Here is a 17,721-nt window from a genome sequence, read left to right as displayed (position 1 = left end):
CTGGCGCGTCATCGCGTCACCCCCGGCTCCGACGGACCGGTGGACGCGCCGGCCGGCCGTGGCGGCGGGGTCCCCGCCGTCGGCCGCTCGGGCACGAGCTCGATGGTCGTCCGCTCGCTCGGCACCAGGTAGGTGCGCGCCACGCGCTGCACGTCGGCCGCCGTCACCGCCTCGACCCGCTCCGTCTCCTTGAACATCTCACGGTGATCGCCGAACACGACCTCGTAGAACCCGAGCTGGTTCGCCTTGCCGGAGACCGAGCTCAGCCCGCGCACGTAGTCGGCCTGGAGGAGGTTCTTGGCCTTGCGGAGCTCGCGCTCGTCGGGTGGATGCTCGCGGAGCTTCACGACCTCGGCCTCGATCGCCCGCGCGAGCGCCTTGGCGCTCTTGCCGGGACGCACCTGGCCCGAAAACCAGAAGAGCTCCGGGTCGATCCCCCAGTTGAAGCTCACATCGACGCCGCTCGCGAGCTCCTTCTCGCGGACGATGGCGCGATGGAGCCGCGAGCTCTGTCCGTGGCCGAGGATCGTCTGCAGGACGTCGAGCGCGGGGCGGTCGGGATGGCGCGCGCTCACGGCCTTGTACGCGATCGCGACCGAAGGCAGCTCGGCGACCTTGTGATACTCGACGGTCTTCGGCCCGTTCTGGGGCGGCTCGACGTTCACGACCGCCCGCGGCGGCGCCTGCGCCGGGATGCCGCCGAAGTATTTGTCGACGAGCGCGAAGCCCTCGCGCGCGGTCACCGCGCCGGCCAGCACCACCGTCGCGTTGTTGGGGGCGTAGTAGGTGCGGAAGTAGCTCTTGGCGTCGTCGAGCGTGATCGCGCCGATGTCGGCCATGAACCCGATCGGCCCCCAGCGATAGGTGCTGGCCTCGTAGGCGGCGAGATAGATCTGCTCGTACATCGTGCCTTCGGGATCGTCGTCGGTGCGCAGGCGCCGCTCCTCCTTCACGATGCCGCGCTCCTGCTCGAGGTTCTTCTCCGTGATGGCGAGGGCGCGCATGCGGTCGGCTTCGAGCCACAGCACGCGCTCGAGGGCCGGGGGCGGGAAGCTCTCGAGGTACACGGTGAAGTCGCGCGTCGTATAGCCGTTGGTGGAGCCGCCGTTCCCTTCGATGATCTCGTCGAACTTGCCGACCGTGTGCTCGCCGCCGTTGAACATCATGTGCTCGAAGAGGTGCGAGATGCCGGTGATCCCGGGGCGCTCGTTGCGCGAGCCGGTGCGGAAGAAGATGTAGAGGCTCACCACGGGAAGATCGCGATCCTCGTGGACCAGTACCGTGAGGCCGTTCGCGAGCGTCGTCTTCTCGACCGGAACGTCGATCGCCCCCCGCGCCGCCGGCACCGCCGCGCCGCATGCCACGACCGTCGCCAAACCCATCGCCGCCAGGAACCGTCGTACGCGCATCGTCCTCCACCCCCGGGCCGAGCGCCCGGGCCGCGGGATCATGCCGCGCCGCCCGGCGCTCGCCAACCCCACTTCGCGAGATTCATCCCGCGTCGAACGGCTCGGGGGACACGAGCGCGCCGACGCGCGCGCGGGCGTCGGCGTCGAGCGCCCTCCAGGCCGCTCGCAGCTCCCGCCAGACGCGCACCTGGAAGGTCTTCACGACCGCGCGGAACGGGCGCCCGAGGAGCGTCCCGTCATAGAGCGCCCGCCCACGGTCGAAGGCGCGCTCGTTGAAGAGCGTCTCGCCGTGCCCGCGCGTCGCCGCGTAGGCGTGCGCGTTCTGCCGCATGAGCGGCACGAAGGTGCGCGCGACGACGTCGAGGAGCGGGGCGAGGTCGTGCGGGAGGGCCGGTGGGCCGCTCGCGCCGGCGTGCCGGCGGGCGCGGACCGCCTGGAGCCATGCGAACGTCCGTGGCGCGCGCGCGCGGAGATCGTCGGCCGCCGTCGGGTCGGCGAGGTTCATCGCGAGCTGCCCGTACACGCCGGCGTCGGCGATCGTGAAGCCGGCGCCGAGAAGGTAGGGACGGCGGGCCAGCACGGGCTCGAGGGCCGCGAGGAAGCCGACCCACGCCTCGCCGAGGAGCGCGTGTGTCGGCGGGAAACCGGCGGGCGCGGGCGGCGTGAGCGCCGGTCGGAGGCCGACCGAGAAGCCCGCCGGCGCGACGCTGAAGAGGTACGGCAGCCGCCGCACCTGCCGCGCGGCGAAGCGTCGCGCCATGATCCATCCCGTGCCCGGCGGCAGCACGCGGCGGAACTCGCGCGCGAGCCGCGCACCCGCGTCGTTGGTGGTCGCCGACACGACCCAGCGGTTGTGGTGCGCGATGTAGAGCCCGAATTCGTCGAAGGCCTCGTCGAGGAGACGCGCCACGAACGCGGCCGCGGGATCGGTCGGCACGAGGCGTCCGTGCGCGGAGGGGTGGCAGTCGTCGATCCACCGCGCGAGCGCCGACGAGTCGTAGAGCACGCGCCGGTCGTCGACCACGAGGAACGGCACGAGCGGATACTCGTCGAGCGGGTCGAGACGCGGATGGCGCTCGACGGTCCGCGCCCGCTTGGCGCGCTCGATCATCCAATTCACGCGCAGGTTGCGGAGCCGTCCGCCCTCGGCGGGCAGCCATTCGTAGCCGAGGCCCGCCCAGTCGAGACACGCCCGCACCTTGAGCGCGAACGGCGAGAGCTCCGACCCCCAGAGCGCGAGACGCGGCGACGCCACGGCGCCGCTGGCTTAGCCCGCATTTCTCACCAGGTCCACGTCGCGAGAGCGTCAAGCGCATGGATCACGCCACCGAGCGTGCTCCCGGTCGTTTTTTCTCTTGACGTTGGACGATCGTCCTGAGACTCGTGGATCTTCGCGGTGCCGTGCCGAGCCGTCGGCCGCGAGGAGGACTTCCATGCGTCGCCCCCCACGTTCGTTCGCCTTCGTGGCCTTCTCGTGTCTCGCGATGTCGGTCGCCGCCGCGGCCTACGCGGATCCGCCGCAGCAGGACTGGGTCCGCACCGAGAGCCGCGCCGACTGCGCAAGCTACGATCCCCTGCGGACCCCCTTCTTCGGCGAGACCCACATCCACACGAGCTTCTCGGGCGACGCGGCGTTCGTCCGGGTGCGCACGACGCCGCGCGACGCCTACCGCTTCGCGCGCGGCGAGCAGATCGCGCTCCCGCCCTACGACGCGCTGGACCAGCCGACGCGCTCCGCGCAGCTCCGCCGGCCGCTCGACTTCACCGCCGTCACCGATCACTCGGAGTTCCTCGGCGAGATCCGCACCTGCTTGACCGCGGGCCTGCCGGGCTACGACGACCCGATCTGCCAGGACGCCCGCGCCGAGCTCGCGAGCCCGCCCGACGGCATCACCGCGCCGATCCCGGCGGTCGTGATCGCGTTCCAGCTGACGATCCAGGCGGCGAACCCGATGCGGCTCGGCCTCTGCGGACCGGGCAACGTCAACTGTCTCACCCAGGCGGCGCTCGTGTGGCAGGACGAGCTCGACGCAGCCGAGGAGTTCTACGACCGCACCGACGCGTGCGCCTTCACGACCTTCCCGGCGTACGAGTGGACGAACAACCTCGACGGCTACAACCTGCACCGCAACATCATCTTCCGGAACGCCGAGGTGCCGGCGCTGCCCACGAGCTACTACGAGCAGCCCCTCGTCGAGGGCTTGTGGAGCGTCCTCGAAACCGACTGCCTCGACGCCGCGGGCAATTGCGACTTCGTCTCGATCCCGCACAACTCGAACGTGAGCGGCGGGCTGATGTTCGAGTCGAAGAACGGCGACGGCTCGCCGCTCACGCGCGCCGACGCCGAGCGGCGCGCCGGCCACGAGACGCTCGTCGAGGTCTTCCAGCACAAGGGCAGCTCGGAGTGCCAGCCCTCGAGTTCGCCGAACGACGAGCTCTGCGGGTTCGAGCAGCTGCAACGCCAGCAGCTCTTCTCCAGTACGCTCAAGGACCAGCCCGTGCCGGCGCGGAACTTCGTCCGGAACGCGCTCATGGAGGGCCTCCGCCTGCAGGACGTGCTCGGCGCCAACCCCTTCGCGCTCGGCTTCGTCGGCGGCACCGACGGCCACTCGAGCCTCGCCGGCGGTGTCGTCGAAGAGGACTTCGGCACGACCGGACACCTCGGCGTGCGCGACGGCAGCGCCGAGAACATCCTCTCGAAGATCGCGCCCGGCGGCATCGTCACCAACGGCGGCGGCCTCACCGTCCTGTGGGCGGAGGAGAACTCGCGCGACGCGCTCTTCGCGGCCATGCGGCGCCGTGAGGCGTACGCGACGAGCGGCACGCGGCCGATCGTCCGCTTCTTCGGCGGGCATCCCCCGAAGGGCGCGTGCGAGGACGCGAGCTTCGTCGAGGAGGGCTACACGCACGGCGTGCCGATGGGCGGCGAGATCGGACCCGCGCTCGGGCGGCGGAGCCCGCGCTTCGCGGTCATGGCGCTGCGGGATCCCGGCGGCAACGGCGAGCCGAGCACCCCCCTCGAGCGCGTCCAGATCGTGAAGGGCTGGGCCGACGCGGACGGTCAGGTCCACGAGCGCGTCTTCGAGGTCGCGGGCGACGCCCGCGGCAAGGCGGGCGTCGATCTCGCCACCTGCGCGCCGACGGGGACGGGCGCGTCGTCGCTCTGCGCCGTCTGGCAGGATCCCTCGTTCCGTCCCGAGGAGCGCGCCTTCTACTACGCCCGCGTGCTCGAGAACCCGGTCTGCCGGTGGAGCAAGCGGCTCTGCAACGCGCTCGCCGTCGACTGCACCGACTTCGCGTCGGTGCCGACGATCTACCGCGAGTGCTGCCTCGGCCTCGCCGACGACACGATCCAGGAGCGCGCCTGGACCTCGCCGATCTACTACCAGCCGGAGCGGTTCGGCACGAAGGGCCAGATCCGCTTCGGGAAGGCGCCGGCGAGCGACCGGCTGCGCCTCGAGCTCACCATCGGCCGGCTGCCCGCCGCGCTCGACGTCGTCGCGAACGGCCTCACGGTGACCGTGACGGACGACGACGCCGTCTACGCCGCGACGCTTCCGGCGGGCGCGTTCGCCACGCGCAGCCCGGGCCGGAACTACCTCTACGACGACCCGACCGGCAGCGTCGACGGCGTCAAGAAGGCGCGGCTCCGGATCAACAAGCACGGCACCGCGACGTTGACGCTCGACACCGTGCGCCTGGACCTTTCGAACGCCGGGACGACGACGCACCGGGTGGACGTCCGGCTCGCGAGCGGCGCCTACGACCAGAGCGACGGCCGCGTCTGGGAGGGGCTCCGCGGGAAGCTGAAAGCCTCGCGTTAGCCCCCGCTCGTGCTCGCCGCCGCCGGTCGCATCATCGGCGCCGGGGCTCGCCTCCCGGCGCTGCACTTCCTCCTGCTCGGCGCCGGGCTCGCGGCGCTCCAGGCCGCGGCCCGCCCCCCGGACGCGGCGCGCGGGCGGGACCCGATCGTGATCTCGGCGGCGCGGGTCGCCGAGATCCGCGCCGACTACGCGCGGAGCCTCGCGCCACCGACCTCCGAGGAGCTGCGGGCGCTCGTCGCCCGCGCCGCCGACGAGGAGATGCTCTACCGCGAGGCGCTCGTGCTCGGCCTCGACCGCGGCGACGGCGCCGTCCGCTGGCGGGTCGTCGAGAAGATGCACTTCCTCTATGGCGAGGCGGCGGGCGATGCGGAGACGGCCTACCGGCGCGGCATCGCGCTCGGCCTCGACAAGGACGACGTCGTGGTGCGAAACGCCCTCGTCACCAAGATGCGCCTCCTCGCCAAGGCCGCGAGCCGCCAGGACGAGCCGACGGGGGCGGCGCTCGACCGCGAGCTCGTCGCCTTCATGACGCGCCAGCCGGTGCGCTATCGGCGGAGCGACAGCGTCACGCTGACGCAGGTGTTCCTGAACGCGACGACCCGCGGAGCGACGCTCGACGGCGACGCATGGGCGCTGCTCGCGCGTCTCCGCTCCGAGCGCGTCTCCCCCGAGGTCGCCGCGCGCTTCGGCGACCCGTTCATCGCCGGCAGCACGCTCCGCGCCGTCTCGCGCGCCACGCTCGCGAAGACGTTCGGGGACGACTTCGCCGTCGCCGCGCTCGCGCTCCCCGCCGACACGTGGTCGGAGCCGATCCGCTCTCCCTACGGCGTCCACCTCGTCCGGGTGAGCGCACGGCGCGCCGGCGACCTGCCGCCCCTCGACGCCGTCCGCGCGCGCGTGCTCCGCGCCTGGCGCGCCGAGCGGCGCGATCGGTACCTCGCCCGCATGATGGACGAGCTCCGCGCCGCGTACGTCGTACGGGTGGAGAACGAGCATGCCGGGTAGCCGGGCGGCCGCCGGGCACGGCGCGCGACGTGGCGCCGCCGGATGTCGCCTGGCGTCGCCACGCGCACGGGTCGCGCGGCCGCTCGCGCTCGCGCTGCTCGTCGGGCTCGGCGCGCTCGCCGCCGCGCCCGCACGCGTCGGCGCGCACGCGCTCTCGCCCGCCCTCCTCGGGCTTCGCGAGACGACGCCCGGCACGTTCGCGGTCACCTGGAAGATCCCGACGCTCCGGCTCATCGGGGCCGAGCTCCGTCCGGTCCTGCCGCCGGCGTGCGCCGCGACCGGCCCGCCGACGATCGACGAGACCACGGAGAGCCTCACGTCGCACTGGACGGCCGACTGCGGCACGACGGGTCTCGTCGGCGCGACCCTCGGCGTCGACGGCCTCGGCGGCGCGAAGACGGATGCGCTCCTTCATCTCGAGCTTGCCGACGGACGCACGATCGACACGGTGCTGCGCGCGCGCGACCCGACGTTCATCGTATCGGAGCGTGACACGGCGCTCGACGTCGCACGGCGCTACGTCGGCCTCGGCGTCGACCACATCCTGACCGGGTACGACCACCTGCTCTTCGTGTTCGGGCTGCTGCTGCTCGCGACCGACTGGCGACGCCTGGTGGCGACGATCACCGCGTTCACGCTCGGCCACAGCGTCACGCTGACGCTCGCCGTCCTCGACGTCGCCCGCGTGCCGCCGGCGCCGGTCGAGGTGCTGATCGCGTTCAGCATCTTCGTGCTCGCGGTCGAGCTGGCGCGCCCGAGGAGCCGCGCCGACGCGGACAGGCTCGACGGCGGCGCCGGCGGCGCGACCCGGATGCGGCGCCGTCCCTGGCTCATGGCGCTCGCGTTCGGCTTCCTCCACGGGCTCGGCTTCGCGGGCACGCTGCGCGCCGCCGGCCTCCCCGCCGACGCCGTGCCGCTCGCGCTCCTCGGCTTCAACGCCGGCATCGAGCTCGGACAGCTCGCGTTCGTGCTGACGGTGCTCGCGCTCCGCGCTCTCACGCGGCCGGTCGTCGCTCGCCTTCCCGCCTGGGCCGACGCGGTGCCGATCTATGCGATGGGATCGCTCGCCGCGTGCTGGATGATCGAGCGCGCACGCCTCCTTCTCGCGTGATGGCACGGGCCGCCCCGACCCGGTAGGAGAGCGCGCCATGCGACGACTTCTCCGGCTGGTGGTCGGCCTCGTGCTGGTCGGGGCGCTCGGGCTCGCGGCGCTCTGGCGCTCGCCGGCGCTCCAGGACGCGGTGCTGCGCCAGGTGATCCCGCGCCTGATCGAGCAGCGCGGCAACGCGCTCCTCGCGGACGACGCGCTGCGCGTCGCGCTCTGCGGATCGGACGCGCCGCTGCCGCATCCGACGCGCGCGAAGGCGTGCGTCGCCGTCTTCGCGGCCGGCAAGCTCTGGGTCGTCGATACGGGGCCACAGTCGTGGAATCGGCTCGCCTTGATGCGCGTCGACGGCAAGCACATCGGCGCCGTGCTCTACACGCACTTCCATTCCGACCACATCGCCGAGCTCGGCGAGCTCAACCTCCAGACCTGGGCGGCCGGCCGTCCCGAGCCTCTGCGCGTCTACGGGCCGCCAGGCGTCGAGCGCGTGGTCGCCGGCTTCCAGGAGGCCTACGCGCTCGACACGAGCTATCGCGTCGCCCATCACGGCGCCGATCTCCTGCCGCCCGCGATCGAACGCATGCGCGCGCTTCCCGTCGTGGCGCCGCCCGGCGCGAAACCGGTCACGGTGCTCGAGGAGGGCGGGCTCGTCGTCACCGCGTTCCCGGTGAACCACGAGCCGGCGACACCCGCCTACGGCTATCGCTTCGACTACCGGGGCCGGTCGGTCGTGGTGAGCGGCGATACCGCCAAGAGCCCCGCCCTGATCGCCGCGGCGCACGGCGCCGACGTCCTCGTCCACGAGGCCCAGGCGAACCACCTGATCGCCATGATCGGCGAGGCGGCGGCCGGCGCCGGCCGCGACCGCGTCGCCAGGATCATGCGCGACATCCCGAGCTACCACGCGACGCCGGTCGAGGCGGCCGAGAGCGCGAACGAGGCCGGCGTGCGCCTCCTCGTGATGTACCACCTGAACCCGCCGCCCCCGAACGCGCTCGTCGCGAAGGTCTTCCTGCGCGGCGTCGCGGACGTGCGCCCCGAGGGCTGGATCCTCGGCGACGACGGGACGTTGGTCACGCTGCCGGCGGCGTCGAACGAGGTCGTGGTGGGGGTGGTGCGCCAATAGCTCCGCACGGCGCGCGCACCCGTGCCGGGCTGCCGTCGCGGGCCCTACAGCTCGATGAAGTCCACCCGGTGGTTCCCCTCCTCCTCCGTCCGCTGCGTGAGGATGGCGAAGCCCCCGGCGAGATCGTGCCCGGCGAGCCAGCCCCGGATCCAGTCGTTCCATGAGGCCGGGGCCTCCGGAAGGTGCACCGGGACGACGCCGCACGAGAAGAGCAGCTGCTGCGCGGTGCGAGCGTCGTCGCACACGGCGACGGTCCAGACCGGGAGGCGGAACGCGGCGAGGCGGCGGGCCGAGTTGCCGTCACGGGTCCGCGCGAACACGGCGGCGGGCTTCAGGTACGCGACGCTCGCCTCGATGCCGACGAGGACGAGGTGCGCGGGGAGGAGCCGCCCGCGCAGGTCGATGCCGGCGAACATCCCGGCGACCGTGAGCTGGCAGCGCGTCGGTTCGACCTCGGTCGCGATCCGCGCCAGCGTCGCGACCGACTCGACCGGAAAGGCGCCGAGCGCCGACTCGCCGGAGAGCATCACGGCGTCGGTGCCGTCGAGGATGGCGTTGGCGACGTCGGTCGCCTCGGCGCGCGTCGGCAGGCGGTAGGCCGTCATCGACTCGAGCATCTGCGTCGCGGTGATGACGGGCTTCGCGCGCTGATTGGCGCGTCGCATGATGTCCTTCTGCACGACCGCGATGCGCTCGATCGGCACCTCCACCCCGAGGTCGCCGCGCGCGATCATGACGCCGTCGGCGGCGTCGAGGATCTCGTCGAGCCGGGTGAGCGCGCGCGAGCGCTCGATCTTGGCGATGACGAAGGGCTCGTGGCCGAGCGCGCGTGCCGCCGCGCGAACGGCGTCGACGTCGGCGGCGCTCTCGACGAACGACTGGCTCACCGCGTCGACGCCGTGCGCAAGCGCGAACGCCAGACACTCTCGATCGCGCGCGGTGAAGGCGCCGATGCCGAGATCGACACCGGGGAGGTTCAAGCCCTTCTTCGACCGCAGCTCGCCGCCGACCCGCACCACGCACGCGACCTCGCGTCCGCGCGCCTGTGCGACCTCGAGCTGGATGTAGCCGTCGTTGAGCGACAGCACGTCGCCCGGCGTCACGACCTCGGGCAGACGCGCGAACGTCACCCCGATCCGCTCGGCCGTGCCGGCGACGTCGTCGGTCGTGAGCACGAGCCGATCGCCCGCGCGGAGCGTGATCGGCTCGGCCGCGAGCGTCCCGATCCGCATCTTCGGCCCGGAAAGATCGGCCATGATCGCGACCGGCCGCCCGGCGCGCGCGGCCGCGGCGCGGATCGCCGCGATGTGCCGGCCGTGGGCCGCGAAGTCCCCGTGCGAGAAGTTGAGGCGCGCAACGTTCATGCCGGCGCCGATCATGCGCTCGAGCACCTCGGGCGACTCCGATGCGGGCCCGATCGTGGCGACGATCCGCGTCTTGTGGGACGGCAGGTGCACGATGATCGGTCGCTGCTTAACCCACGTTCCCCGCCCTGCCAATCCGCGGGACGGCGCCCGCCGGCTCAGGCGTCGGCCGCGCAGCGGAAGCCGACGTGCGCGGTGGTCGAATCCGCAGTGAGGCCGATGCGCGCCGCGGGCCGGTAGCGGGCGCAGTACTCGGCGGCGCAGAGGTACGAGCCGCCCTTGAGCGTGATGAGGGCGGGCTCCGCGGCGGCCGCGAGCCCCGCGGAAGCGGGCGGCCCCGTGGCGACATCGCCGCCTCCGCACGCACAGCGCGGCCCGGCGGCGGGCGCCGCGAACGGCGACGCGGTCCACTCCCACACGTTGCCGATCATGTCGTAGGCCCCGAAGCCGTTCGCGGGGAACGTCCCCACCGGCGTGGTGCCGGGCGCGCCGGCGCGCGCGAAGTACCAGGGGAAGGCGCCGGTCCAGAAGTTCGCGAGGAGCCTCCCCGCGGGCAGGAGCTCGTCGCCCCAGGCGTACGCGGCGCCCGCGAGACCGCCGCGCGCCGCCGCCTCCCATTCGGTCTCCGTCGGCAGGCGCTTGCCGAGCCACGCGGCGTACGCCTCGGCGTCCGCGAGCCCGACGTGCACGACCGGGTGGTCGGCGCGGCCGTCGATCGTCGAGCCGGGGCCGAAGGGCGCGCGCCACGTCGCCCCCGCGACGAAGCGCCACCAGCGCATCGGGTCGTGGAGGTCGACCGGTCCCGCCGTCATCGCGAACACGGCGGAGCCCGGCGGGTCGGCGCGCTCGGCGGCGGTCACCCACCCCGTCGCCTCGATGAAAGCCGCGAACGCCCCGTTGGTGACCGGCGTCGCGCCGACGCGGAACGCCGCGACCTCGACCGCGCGCACCGGCCGCTCCTCCGCGTAGTGCTCGTCGGACCCGACGACGTAGCGTCCACCCGGCACCGTGACCATCGCGTCGACGTCGCGCACGCCCTCGCCTCCCACGGCCGGCTACACGCGGATGCCGATCGCGTCGATGAAGCGCATCGTCTCGATCGCGCTGAACGGCGTGGTGTCGACGTGGATCTTGACGCGCACGATGCGTCCCTGGAAGGGGTTCGGTCCCGCGTAGAGCGTCGAGACGCGGTTGCCGAGATCGGATCCCAGCGAGAAGCCGTCGTAGGACGTCGAAAAGAGCACGCGCGCGAACGCGTGCTCGGCGACCTTGCGATCGCCGACGTAGAGCGCGCCGGTGCCGTCGAAGGGACGCGCGGTCATCGTCTGCACGTAGCGCACCGTGACCGGGCCGTCCGGCAGCGCGACGTCGCTCTCGATGCGCTCGTTCCACGGCGCCAGACTCTGCTCGTAGACGAGCCGGCCGTCGCGCACGTGCAGGACGTAGCCCGCGTGCCGCGACCCGTGCGCGAGCAGGACGCCGTCGCCGCGCCCGGCCGGCCGTTCGAGCTCGACGGTGATCTCGTGTCCGAGCGCGCAGACGAGGGGCGCGACCTGGCTCGCGAGCCGCTCGAGCGGCGGCACGAGCTCCCAGTCGGCGCGCAGGCCGCGCCGCTGCCGGTCCTGCACCATCTTGATGACGAGGTTGCGGTCGTCGAGCGGAAAGACGCCGTACCGCTCGGCGGCGGCGTTCCACTTCGCGACGAGCTCGCGCACCTTGTCGGGATGCTCGGCGGCGAGATCGACGAGCTCGTTCGGATCCGCCGCGAGGTCGTAGAGCTCCCAGACGTCGTCCTCGAAGCGCGTGCCGCGCGCGTGGCGGGTCGCGAGCCGCCAGTCGCCATCCAGGAACGCGCGCTGGCCGCCGAGCTCGAAGTACTGGCTGGTGCGCGTCGGCGCGGCGGGGTCGGCGAAGGTGGCGAGCACGCTCGTGCCCTCGACGGGCTTGAGGCGCCGCCCGCGATGGGTCGCGGGCCGTTCGACGCCGGTCGCCTCGAGGATCGTCGGATAGAGGTCGACGACGTGCACGAAGCGCGTGCGCAGCTCGCCCTTGGCCGCGATGCGCTTCGGCCACGACACGATCAGCGGGTCGGCGACGCCGCCGAGGTGCGCGTACTGCTTGTAGAGCCTGTAGGGCGTGTTCGAGCAGCAGGCCCAGCCGATCGGGTAGTGCGGGAAGGTCGCGTCCTCGCCCATGACGTCGTAGAGCTTCGCGGCCTCCTCGACCGGTACCGGCCGCCCGAAGGCCGGGGCGAACACGTTCGGGGTGCCGGTCGGCGTGCCCTCCGCCGAGCCGCCGTTGTCGGAGAACACGAGGACGAGCGTGTTCTCGCGCCATCCCCCGGCGTCGAGCGCGGCGAGGAAGCGGCCGATGTTGGCGTCGGCGTTCGAGATGCAGCCGGCGTAGACCTCCATGTAGCGCGCGCAGACCCGCTGCTGGGTGGCGTCGAGGCGGTCCCACGGGTCGGCGCCCGGCGAGAGCGGCGGAAGCTGCGTCGTCCCGGGCACGACGCCGAGCGCGCGCTGGCGCTCGAGGCGCCGCGCGCGCACGACGTCCCAGCCCGCGTCGTAGGCGCCGCGGTACGCGTCACGGTCGCGCGGACGCGCCTGCAGCGGGGAGTGCGCCGCCGGGTAGCAGAGCTGGAGGTAGAAGGGCTTCTCCGGCGTGACGGCCTTCTGCGTCTGCACGTAGGCGATCGCCCGGTCGGTGAGGGCGTCGTTGACGAAGTAGTCGTCGCGCTCCTCGGCCTCGACCGGCGTCACGCCGTCGATCAGCTCCGACGGCTTGAAGTAGTCGGTCGAATGGCCCTGGAACCAGTAGGCGCGCTCGAAGCCGCGGCTCGTCGGCCAGTTGTGGTAGGGACCGGTCGGGCCGCACGACGCGGCCAGGTTCACGTGCCACTTGCCGACGTGCAGCGTCGACCAGCCGCGCTCGCGCAGCACCTCGGCGAGCGTCGCGGCGTCGTGCGTCAGGTCGCCGCGGTAGCCGGGGTAGCCGGCGTCGACGTCGGCGAGCCAGCCCATGCCGGCGGAATGGTGGTTCAGGCCGGTCATCAGGGCAGCCCGGGTCGGCGAGCACATCGCGCAGGTACGGAAGTTCGTGTAGCGGAGCCCGCCCGCCGCGAGCGCGTCCAGACTCGGCGTGCGGATCTCGCTACCGTAGCAACCGAGGTCCGCGAAGCCGACGTCGTCGAGGATGATCACCACGACGTTCGGCGCGCCGGCCGGCGCCGTCGCGTCGGCGGCGTACGCCGGCCGCGAGTCGGCGAACGACTCGGCGATCTCGGCCGGCTTCCCGGCATCGACCGCGGCGGGCGTGCGCAAGCGGCGCGACTTCTCGCGTACGGCCGCGACGCCGGCCGCGCCGAGCGCGGTCGCCGCCGCACCGCCCGCGGCGCCGAGCAGGAACGAGCGGCGGTCGATCCCCTTTTTCTCAGCCATGAGTGGCCCTCCCGCCAGAAACGTCGCGCGGCGTCGTCACGAGGAGCCCTCGGCTCGGCGTGACGGGTACGCGCTCCCTTCCTATGACATATTCTCGCGGCGGCAACCGAGCGCGCCGCCACGCGCACGCGCAGGCTCAGCATCACAGGCCGCGGGCTGCTACCGCTGCCGATCATGCGGCCGGCTGGTAGCGGAAGTCGGCGGACAACCGGAGGCGGTCCGGGCTCGCGTTCGGCAGGCCGCGATGGACGATGAAGCAGCGGAGCAGCGTGATGATGCGGGCGTAGATCTGCCCGCTCCGGCGGAGCTTGCGCCTCTGCTTGACCGGATCGTAGCCGAAGAGTCCGAACCTCGACCGATGGGCGTCCGACATTGCCTTGAGCGTCACCGTGTCCCTGTCCTGCAAGGTTGCGTCAGAACGGCGCACCATTTCGAACGGGGGCGCCAGCCATTCGTCAGGATTTCGCTCGATCTTTTCGCGACGGATGTGGAATCTTCCGACCTTGAGAGCGCTTGTCAGGAGGTTGTCATGTCACCATCCTTCACCGCCCCAGGCCGCCTCGCCTCGTTCGTCATCGCCGCGTGCTTCGTCCTGCTATTCGCCCCGAGCGCGCACGCGGTGTCGTACTCGTGGAACGTCGCCTCGGGCGACTGGTTCACGGCGACCAACTGGAACCCGAACGGCGTGCCCGGCGTCGGCGACAGCGTCACGATCTCGAACGGCGGCACGTGCACGCTCGATGCTCCCGGGGCTTCGATCCAGAGTCTCGCGATTGGCAACGGCACCCTGGCCGGCAACGGCAACCTCCAGATCACCGGTACGATGGCCTGGACGGGTGCCGGCTTCCTGGCGAGCCAGGTATCCGGCAGCGGCACGATCACGGTGAACGGCCTCATGACGATCAATGCTACCGTGTTCGGCGCGAAGTCCCTGAGCGGGCGCACGCTGCACCTGGTCGGTGGGGCCATCTACACGGGGAACCAGCACGGAGTGAGCCTGTCGTCCGGAGCCGCCATCATCAACGACGCCACCTTCGAATTCGTGAGCGACTCCGGCGCCTCCCAGGTCATCGGCGGCACGGGCACGTTCACGAACAACGGCACCGTGCGGAAGCAGGCGGGCAATACCGGGACGAGCGCGATCGACCCCACGTTCACGAACAACGGCACGGTCGAAGCCTTGTCGGGTACGCTCAGCATCGCGGGCGGCACCAGCAGCGCCGGGTCGAGCTACAGCGCCGCATCCGGCACGACCCTGACCTTCGCCGGGACCGGCCAGAGTTTGAACGCGACGTCGAGCATCAGTGCGGCCGGGACGGTGCGGTTCGTCGCTACGACTACCACCGTCGCTTGTCCGTACGCCGCCGCGACGACCCAGCTCGCTGGCGGCACCACGAACTTCACCGGCGCCAACCCGTTGATGGGTGCCCTCACGATGAGCGGCGGGTCGGTCGGCAATTTCACCTCCGGCACCGTCGTCAACGCCGCCAGCCTCACGTTCTCTCAAGCCATCCTCGGCGGCACCGACGACATCGCGATCGCGGGGGCAATGAGCTGGACGGGTGCCGGCTTCACGTCGAGTCACGTCAGCGGCAGCGGCACAATCACGGTCAATGGCCTTTTCACCATCAATGCTACCGTCTTCGGGCAGAAGACCCTGGATGGGCGCACCATGGTGCTGACCAGCGGAGCCACGTTCACCGGGAACCAGCATGGGGTCGCTCTGTCGGGTGGAGCCGCCATGATCAACAACGCCACCTTCGAGTTCGTGAGCGACTCCGGGGCCAACCAGGCCATCAGCGGAACGGGGACGTTCACCAACAACGGCATCATCCGGAAGCAGGTGGGTAACACCGGGACGAGCACGATCGAGCCCACGTTCACCAACAACGGTGCGGTCGAAGCGTTGTCGGGAACGGTCAGCGTCGCCGGTGGCACGAGCAGCGCCGGTTCGACCTACAGCATCGCGTCCGGTGCGACCCTGATCTTCGCCGGGTCCGGTCAGAGCCTACACCCGACCACGACCGTCACCGGCGCGGGCACCGCCCGCTTCACCGGCGTCACGACGACGGTGCCAGGCACGCTCAGCGTCGGCGCGACGCAGGTCACCGGCGGCACCACGACCTTTAGCGGCGCGAGCCCGTCGATGGGGCTGCTCACGGTCAACAACAGCTCGGTCGCCAACTTCACGAGTGCGACCCCCGTCAGCGCCAGCAGCCTGACCTTCCAGGGTGCGACGATCGGCGGCTCGGCCGACATCAACGTGGCGGGAACCATGAGCTGGTCGGGCAATGGCTTCCTCGGAACCCTCATCACCGGTACGGGCACGATCACTGTGAACGGACTCCTCACGGTGAACGGTCCGACCGGCGGAAAGAACATGAACGGCCGGACACTCGTGCTCGCCGGCGGCACGACGTTTACCGGCGCCGATTTCATCGGCTCCGGCATCAGCATGGCGGCGCCGGCGGCGATCGTGAACAACTCCACGTTCGAGTTCGTGAACGACGGCGGCGGCCAGTCGATCAGCGGCACGGGCACGTTCACCAACAACGGCACGCTCCGGAAGGCGAGCGGTACGGCCACCAGCTCGATCGCTCCGACCCTCGTCAACACGGGCACGATCGAGAGCCTCTCCGGTACGCTCAGCTTCGGCGGGACGTACACGCAGACCGCCGGGTTCACCCGACTGAACGGCGGCGCCATCACGAAGACGGGCGTCGCGATGACCATCCAGGGCGGTACGCTCGAGGGCACCGGCACACTGACCGGCACGGTCAACAACACGGGCGGCACCGTCGGGCCCGGCCTGTCCGCCGGGCAGCTCAATCACACCGGCGCCTACACGCAGGCGAGCGGCGGCACCTTCAAATCCGAGATCGGCGGCCTCACGGTCGGTTCGCAGTACGATCGCCTGGCGACGAGCGGTGCCGCGACCCTCGGCGGCACGCTCGACATCGTCCTCATCGACGGCTTCGATCCGAACGTCGGCGACACGTTCACGGTCATGACCTTCGGATCACGGACCGGCGACTTCAACCACGTGGCCGGCCTCGTCATCGGGGGCGGCAAGGTGTTCCAGAAGATCGTGAACGCGACTGACGTGACGCTTGTCGTCACGACCGGACCGACACCGACGCCGACCGCGACGCCGACGTTCACCCCGACGCCGACGGTCACCGAGACCCCGACGCCGACGACCACCATCACACCCACCCGGACCGCCACACCGACCCCGACCGTCACGCCGACGTTCACCCTGACGCCGACGCCGACGGTCACGGTGACCCCCGGCATCTGTGGGGACGGCAATCTCGACGCGGGGGAGGAGTGCGACGACAACAACGTCGAGGACGACGACGGGTGCTCGGCCACCTGCACCATCGAGCCCTGCGAGGCGGCGCCGACGCTCGGCTGTCGCGCGCCCGTCACCGGCAAGGCCTCGGTGAAGCTCAAGGTCATCACGGGCGACCCCTACAAGAGTCAGTTCCAGTGGAAGTGGGTGGGCGCCGCGACGACGAAAGCCGAGTTCGGCGATCCCACCGCGACCGAGTCGTACCATGTGTGCCTGTACAGTGCCGGTGCGCTCGTCAGCACGACCTCCTTCCCTGCCGGCGGCACCTGCTCCGGCAAGCCTTGCTGGAAGGAAGGGAGCAAGGGCTATCAGTTCAAGACCAAGGCTCTGGACCCCGAGGGCGGCGTCGGGTTGGCGTTGAAGGGGGGCGTCGATGGCAAGGCGCAGCTCCAGTTCAAGGGTAAGGGCTTTTACCTGGAGGTCCCCCCGACGGTCGGGAGCCTGGTGACTCCGGTCGTCGTCCAGCTCAAACAATCCAGCGACGGGACGTGCTGGAGCTCGACGTTCAGCGCGCCCTTCACCAAACAGGGCGACCCGATCTTCAGTGACAAAGCCGACTAGTATGGAGCGACCTCTGTCAATCGTCTCGCTAGCGCGGCGCGAGCTCGGGGAGATCGCCGCCGGAGGAGTGAGGGACGCGGCGGTCCAACGCACAGGCGTCGTCAGTCCGCGCGATCGCGAAGCTGCGATGTGTCGAGTGCCTGGAGCCGGGGCTGTCGACGAGGCCGATCGAGACGCACACCGTCGTGCGTCGAACACTTCGTCACTTCGTCGAGCTTGCTGTCGACTCAACTCGCGCGCTCTCACCCTCACGGTTCGTGGCAACCTGCACGCGCGGCCGCAAGTGAGCGGCCATCCGTTGGACGGCGCGGAACGATGGCTGAGGTAGGATCGCGTGAACCCTCTCTGCCAATGATCGTGAGACAGTGGGGTGGGGGGAATGGTCGAACCGGCAGACGCGGACTACTTAATGATCCCCCGGCAAAGCCGGGGGAATTTGAAGAGTGAGCCGCTCAAAGCGGCTGGAATGTTGGCCGCTCACGAGCGGCCCTGTGAGCGCCCTGAAGGGCGCTGCTACCAGAGGTGCAGCTGA

11 protein-coding genes are annotated in these 17,721 nt (G+C 71.5%); 5 read left to right on the top strand and 6 right to left on the bottom strand.

The genetic code is table 11. From position 1 onward, the window contains the following. Positions 1-8: 8 nt before the first annotated feature. A complete protein-coding gene (locus IT293_11160) occupies positions 9-1,409 on the bottom strand; it encodes an insulinase family protein (protein ID MCC6765209.1) in 1,401 nt (466 codons plus the stop codon). Between the two features lie 82 nt (positions 1,410-1,491). Then, entirely contained in the window at positions 1,492-2,664 is a 1,173-nt protein-coding gene (locus tag IT293_11155; protein MCC6765208.1) for a glutathione S-transferase family protein, read from the bottom strand. 178 nt (positions 2,665-2,842) lie between these two features. Between IT293_11155 and IT293_11150 the strand changes: the two genes are divergently transcribed. Genes IT293_11150 through IT293_11135 form a run of 4 tightly spaced genes read left to right on the top strand, consistent with a single transcriptional unit; the run spans position 2,843 to position 8,469 of the window. After that, positions 2,843-5,233 (top strand): DUF3604 domain-containing protein, encoded by a 2,391-nt coding sequence (locus tag IT293_11150; GenBank protein MCC6765207.1) that lies wholly within the window; start codon positions 2,843-2,845, stop codon positions 5,231-5,233. A gap of 9 nt (positions 5,234-5,242) precedes the next feature. Beyond that, a complete protein-coding gene (locus tag IT293_11145; GenBank protein ID MCC6765206.1) occupies positions 5,243-6,238 on the top strand; it encodes a peptidyl-prolyl cis-trans isomerase in 996 nt (331 codons plus the stop codon). Then, entirely contained in the window at positions 6,228-7,349 is a 1,122-nt protein-coding gene (locus tag IT293_11140; GenBank protein MCC6765205.1) for a HupE/UreJ family protein, read from the top strand. Before IT293_11145 ends, IT293_11140 begins: the two co-directional genes overlap by 11 nt. Positions 7,350-7,386: 37 nt before the next feature. Continuing rightward, a complete protein-coding gene (locus IT293_11135) occupies positions 7,387-8,469 on the top strand; it encodes an MBL fold metallo-hydrolase (GenBank protein MCC6765204.1) in 1,083 nt (360 codons plus the stop codon). Positions 8,470-8,513: 44 nt separating this feature from the next. Here IT293_11135 and pyk read toward each other — a convergent pair whose 3' ends face one another. The 4 genes from pyk to IT293_11115 form a co-directional block, all read right to left on the bottom strand. Continuing rightward, entirely contained in the window at positions 8,514-9,926 is a 1,413-nt protein-coding gene (pyk, locus tag IT293_11130) for a pyruvate kinase (protein MCC6765203.1), read from the bottom strand. A gap of 65 nt (positions 9,927-9,991) precedes the next feature. Further along, on the bottom strand, positions 9,992-10,849 hold the full coding sequence (locus IT293_11125) for a formylglycine-generating enzyme family protein (GenBank protein MCC6765202.1): 858 nt from the start codon (positions 10,847-10,849) through the stop codon (positions 9,992-9,994). A 39-nt stretch (positions 10,850-10,888) separates the two neighbouring features. Beyond that, the gene (locus IT293_11120; GenBank protein ID MCC6765201.1) at positions 10,889-13,273 is read right to left on the bottom strand and encodes an arylsulfatase; all 2,385 of its coding nucleotides are present in this window, start codon (positions 13,271-13,273) and stop codon (positions 10,889-10,891) included. 172 nt (positions 13,274-13,445) lie between these two features. Beyond that, entirely contained in the window at positions 13,446-13,661 is a 216-nt protein-coding gene (locus IT293_11115; protein ID MCC6765200.1) for a hypothetical protein, read from the bottom strand. 141 nt (positions 13,662-13,802) lie between these two features. On the opposite strand from IT293_11115, the gene IT293_11110 reads away from it, so the two are divergent. Further along, positions 13,803-17,189, top strand: a complete 3,387-nt coding sequence (locus IT293_11110; protein MCC6765199.1) for a hypothetical protein — start codon at positions 13,803-13,805, stop codon at positions 17,187-17,189. The last annotated feature ends 532 nt before the right edge of the window (positions 17,190-17,721 follow it).

The sequence above is a fragment of the Deltaproteobacteria bacterium genome (genome assembly GCA_020848745.1).
GTDB lineage: Bacteria > Desulfobacterota > Binatia > UTPRO1 > UTPRO1 > UTPRO1.
This window is presented reverse-complemented; position numbering and strand designations above follow the sequence as displayed.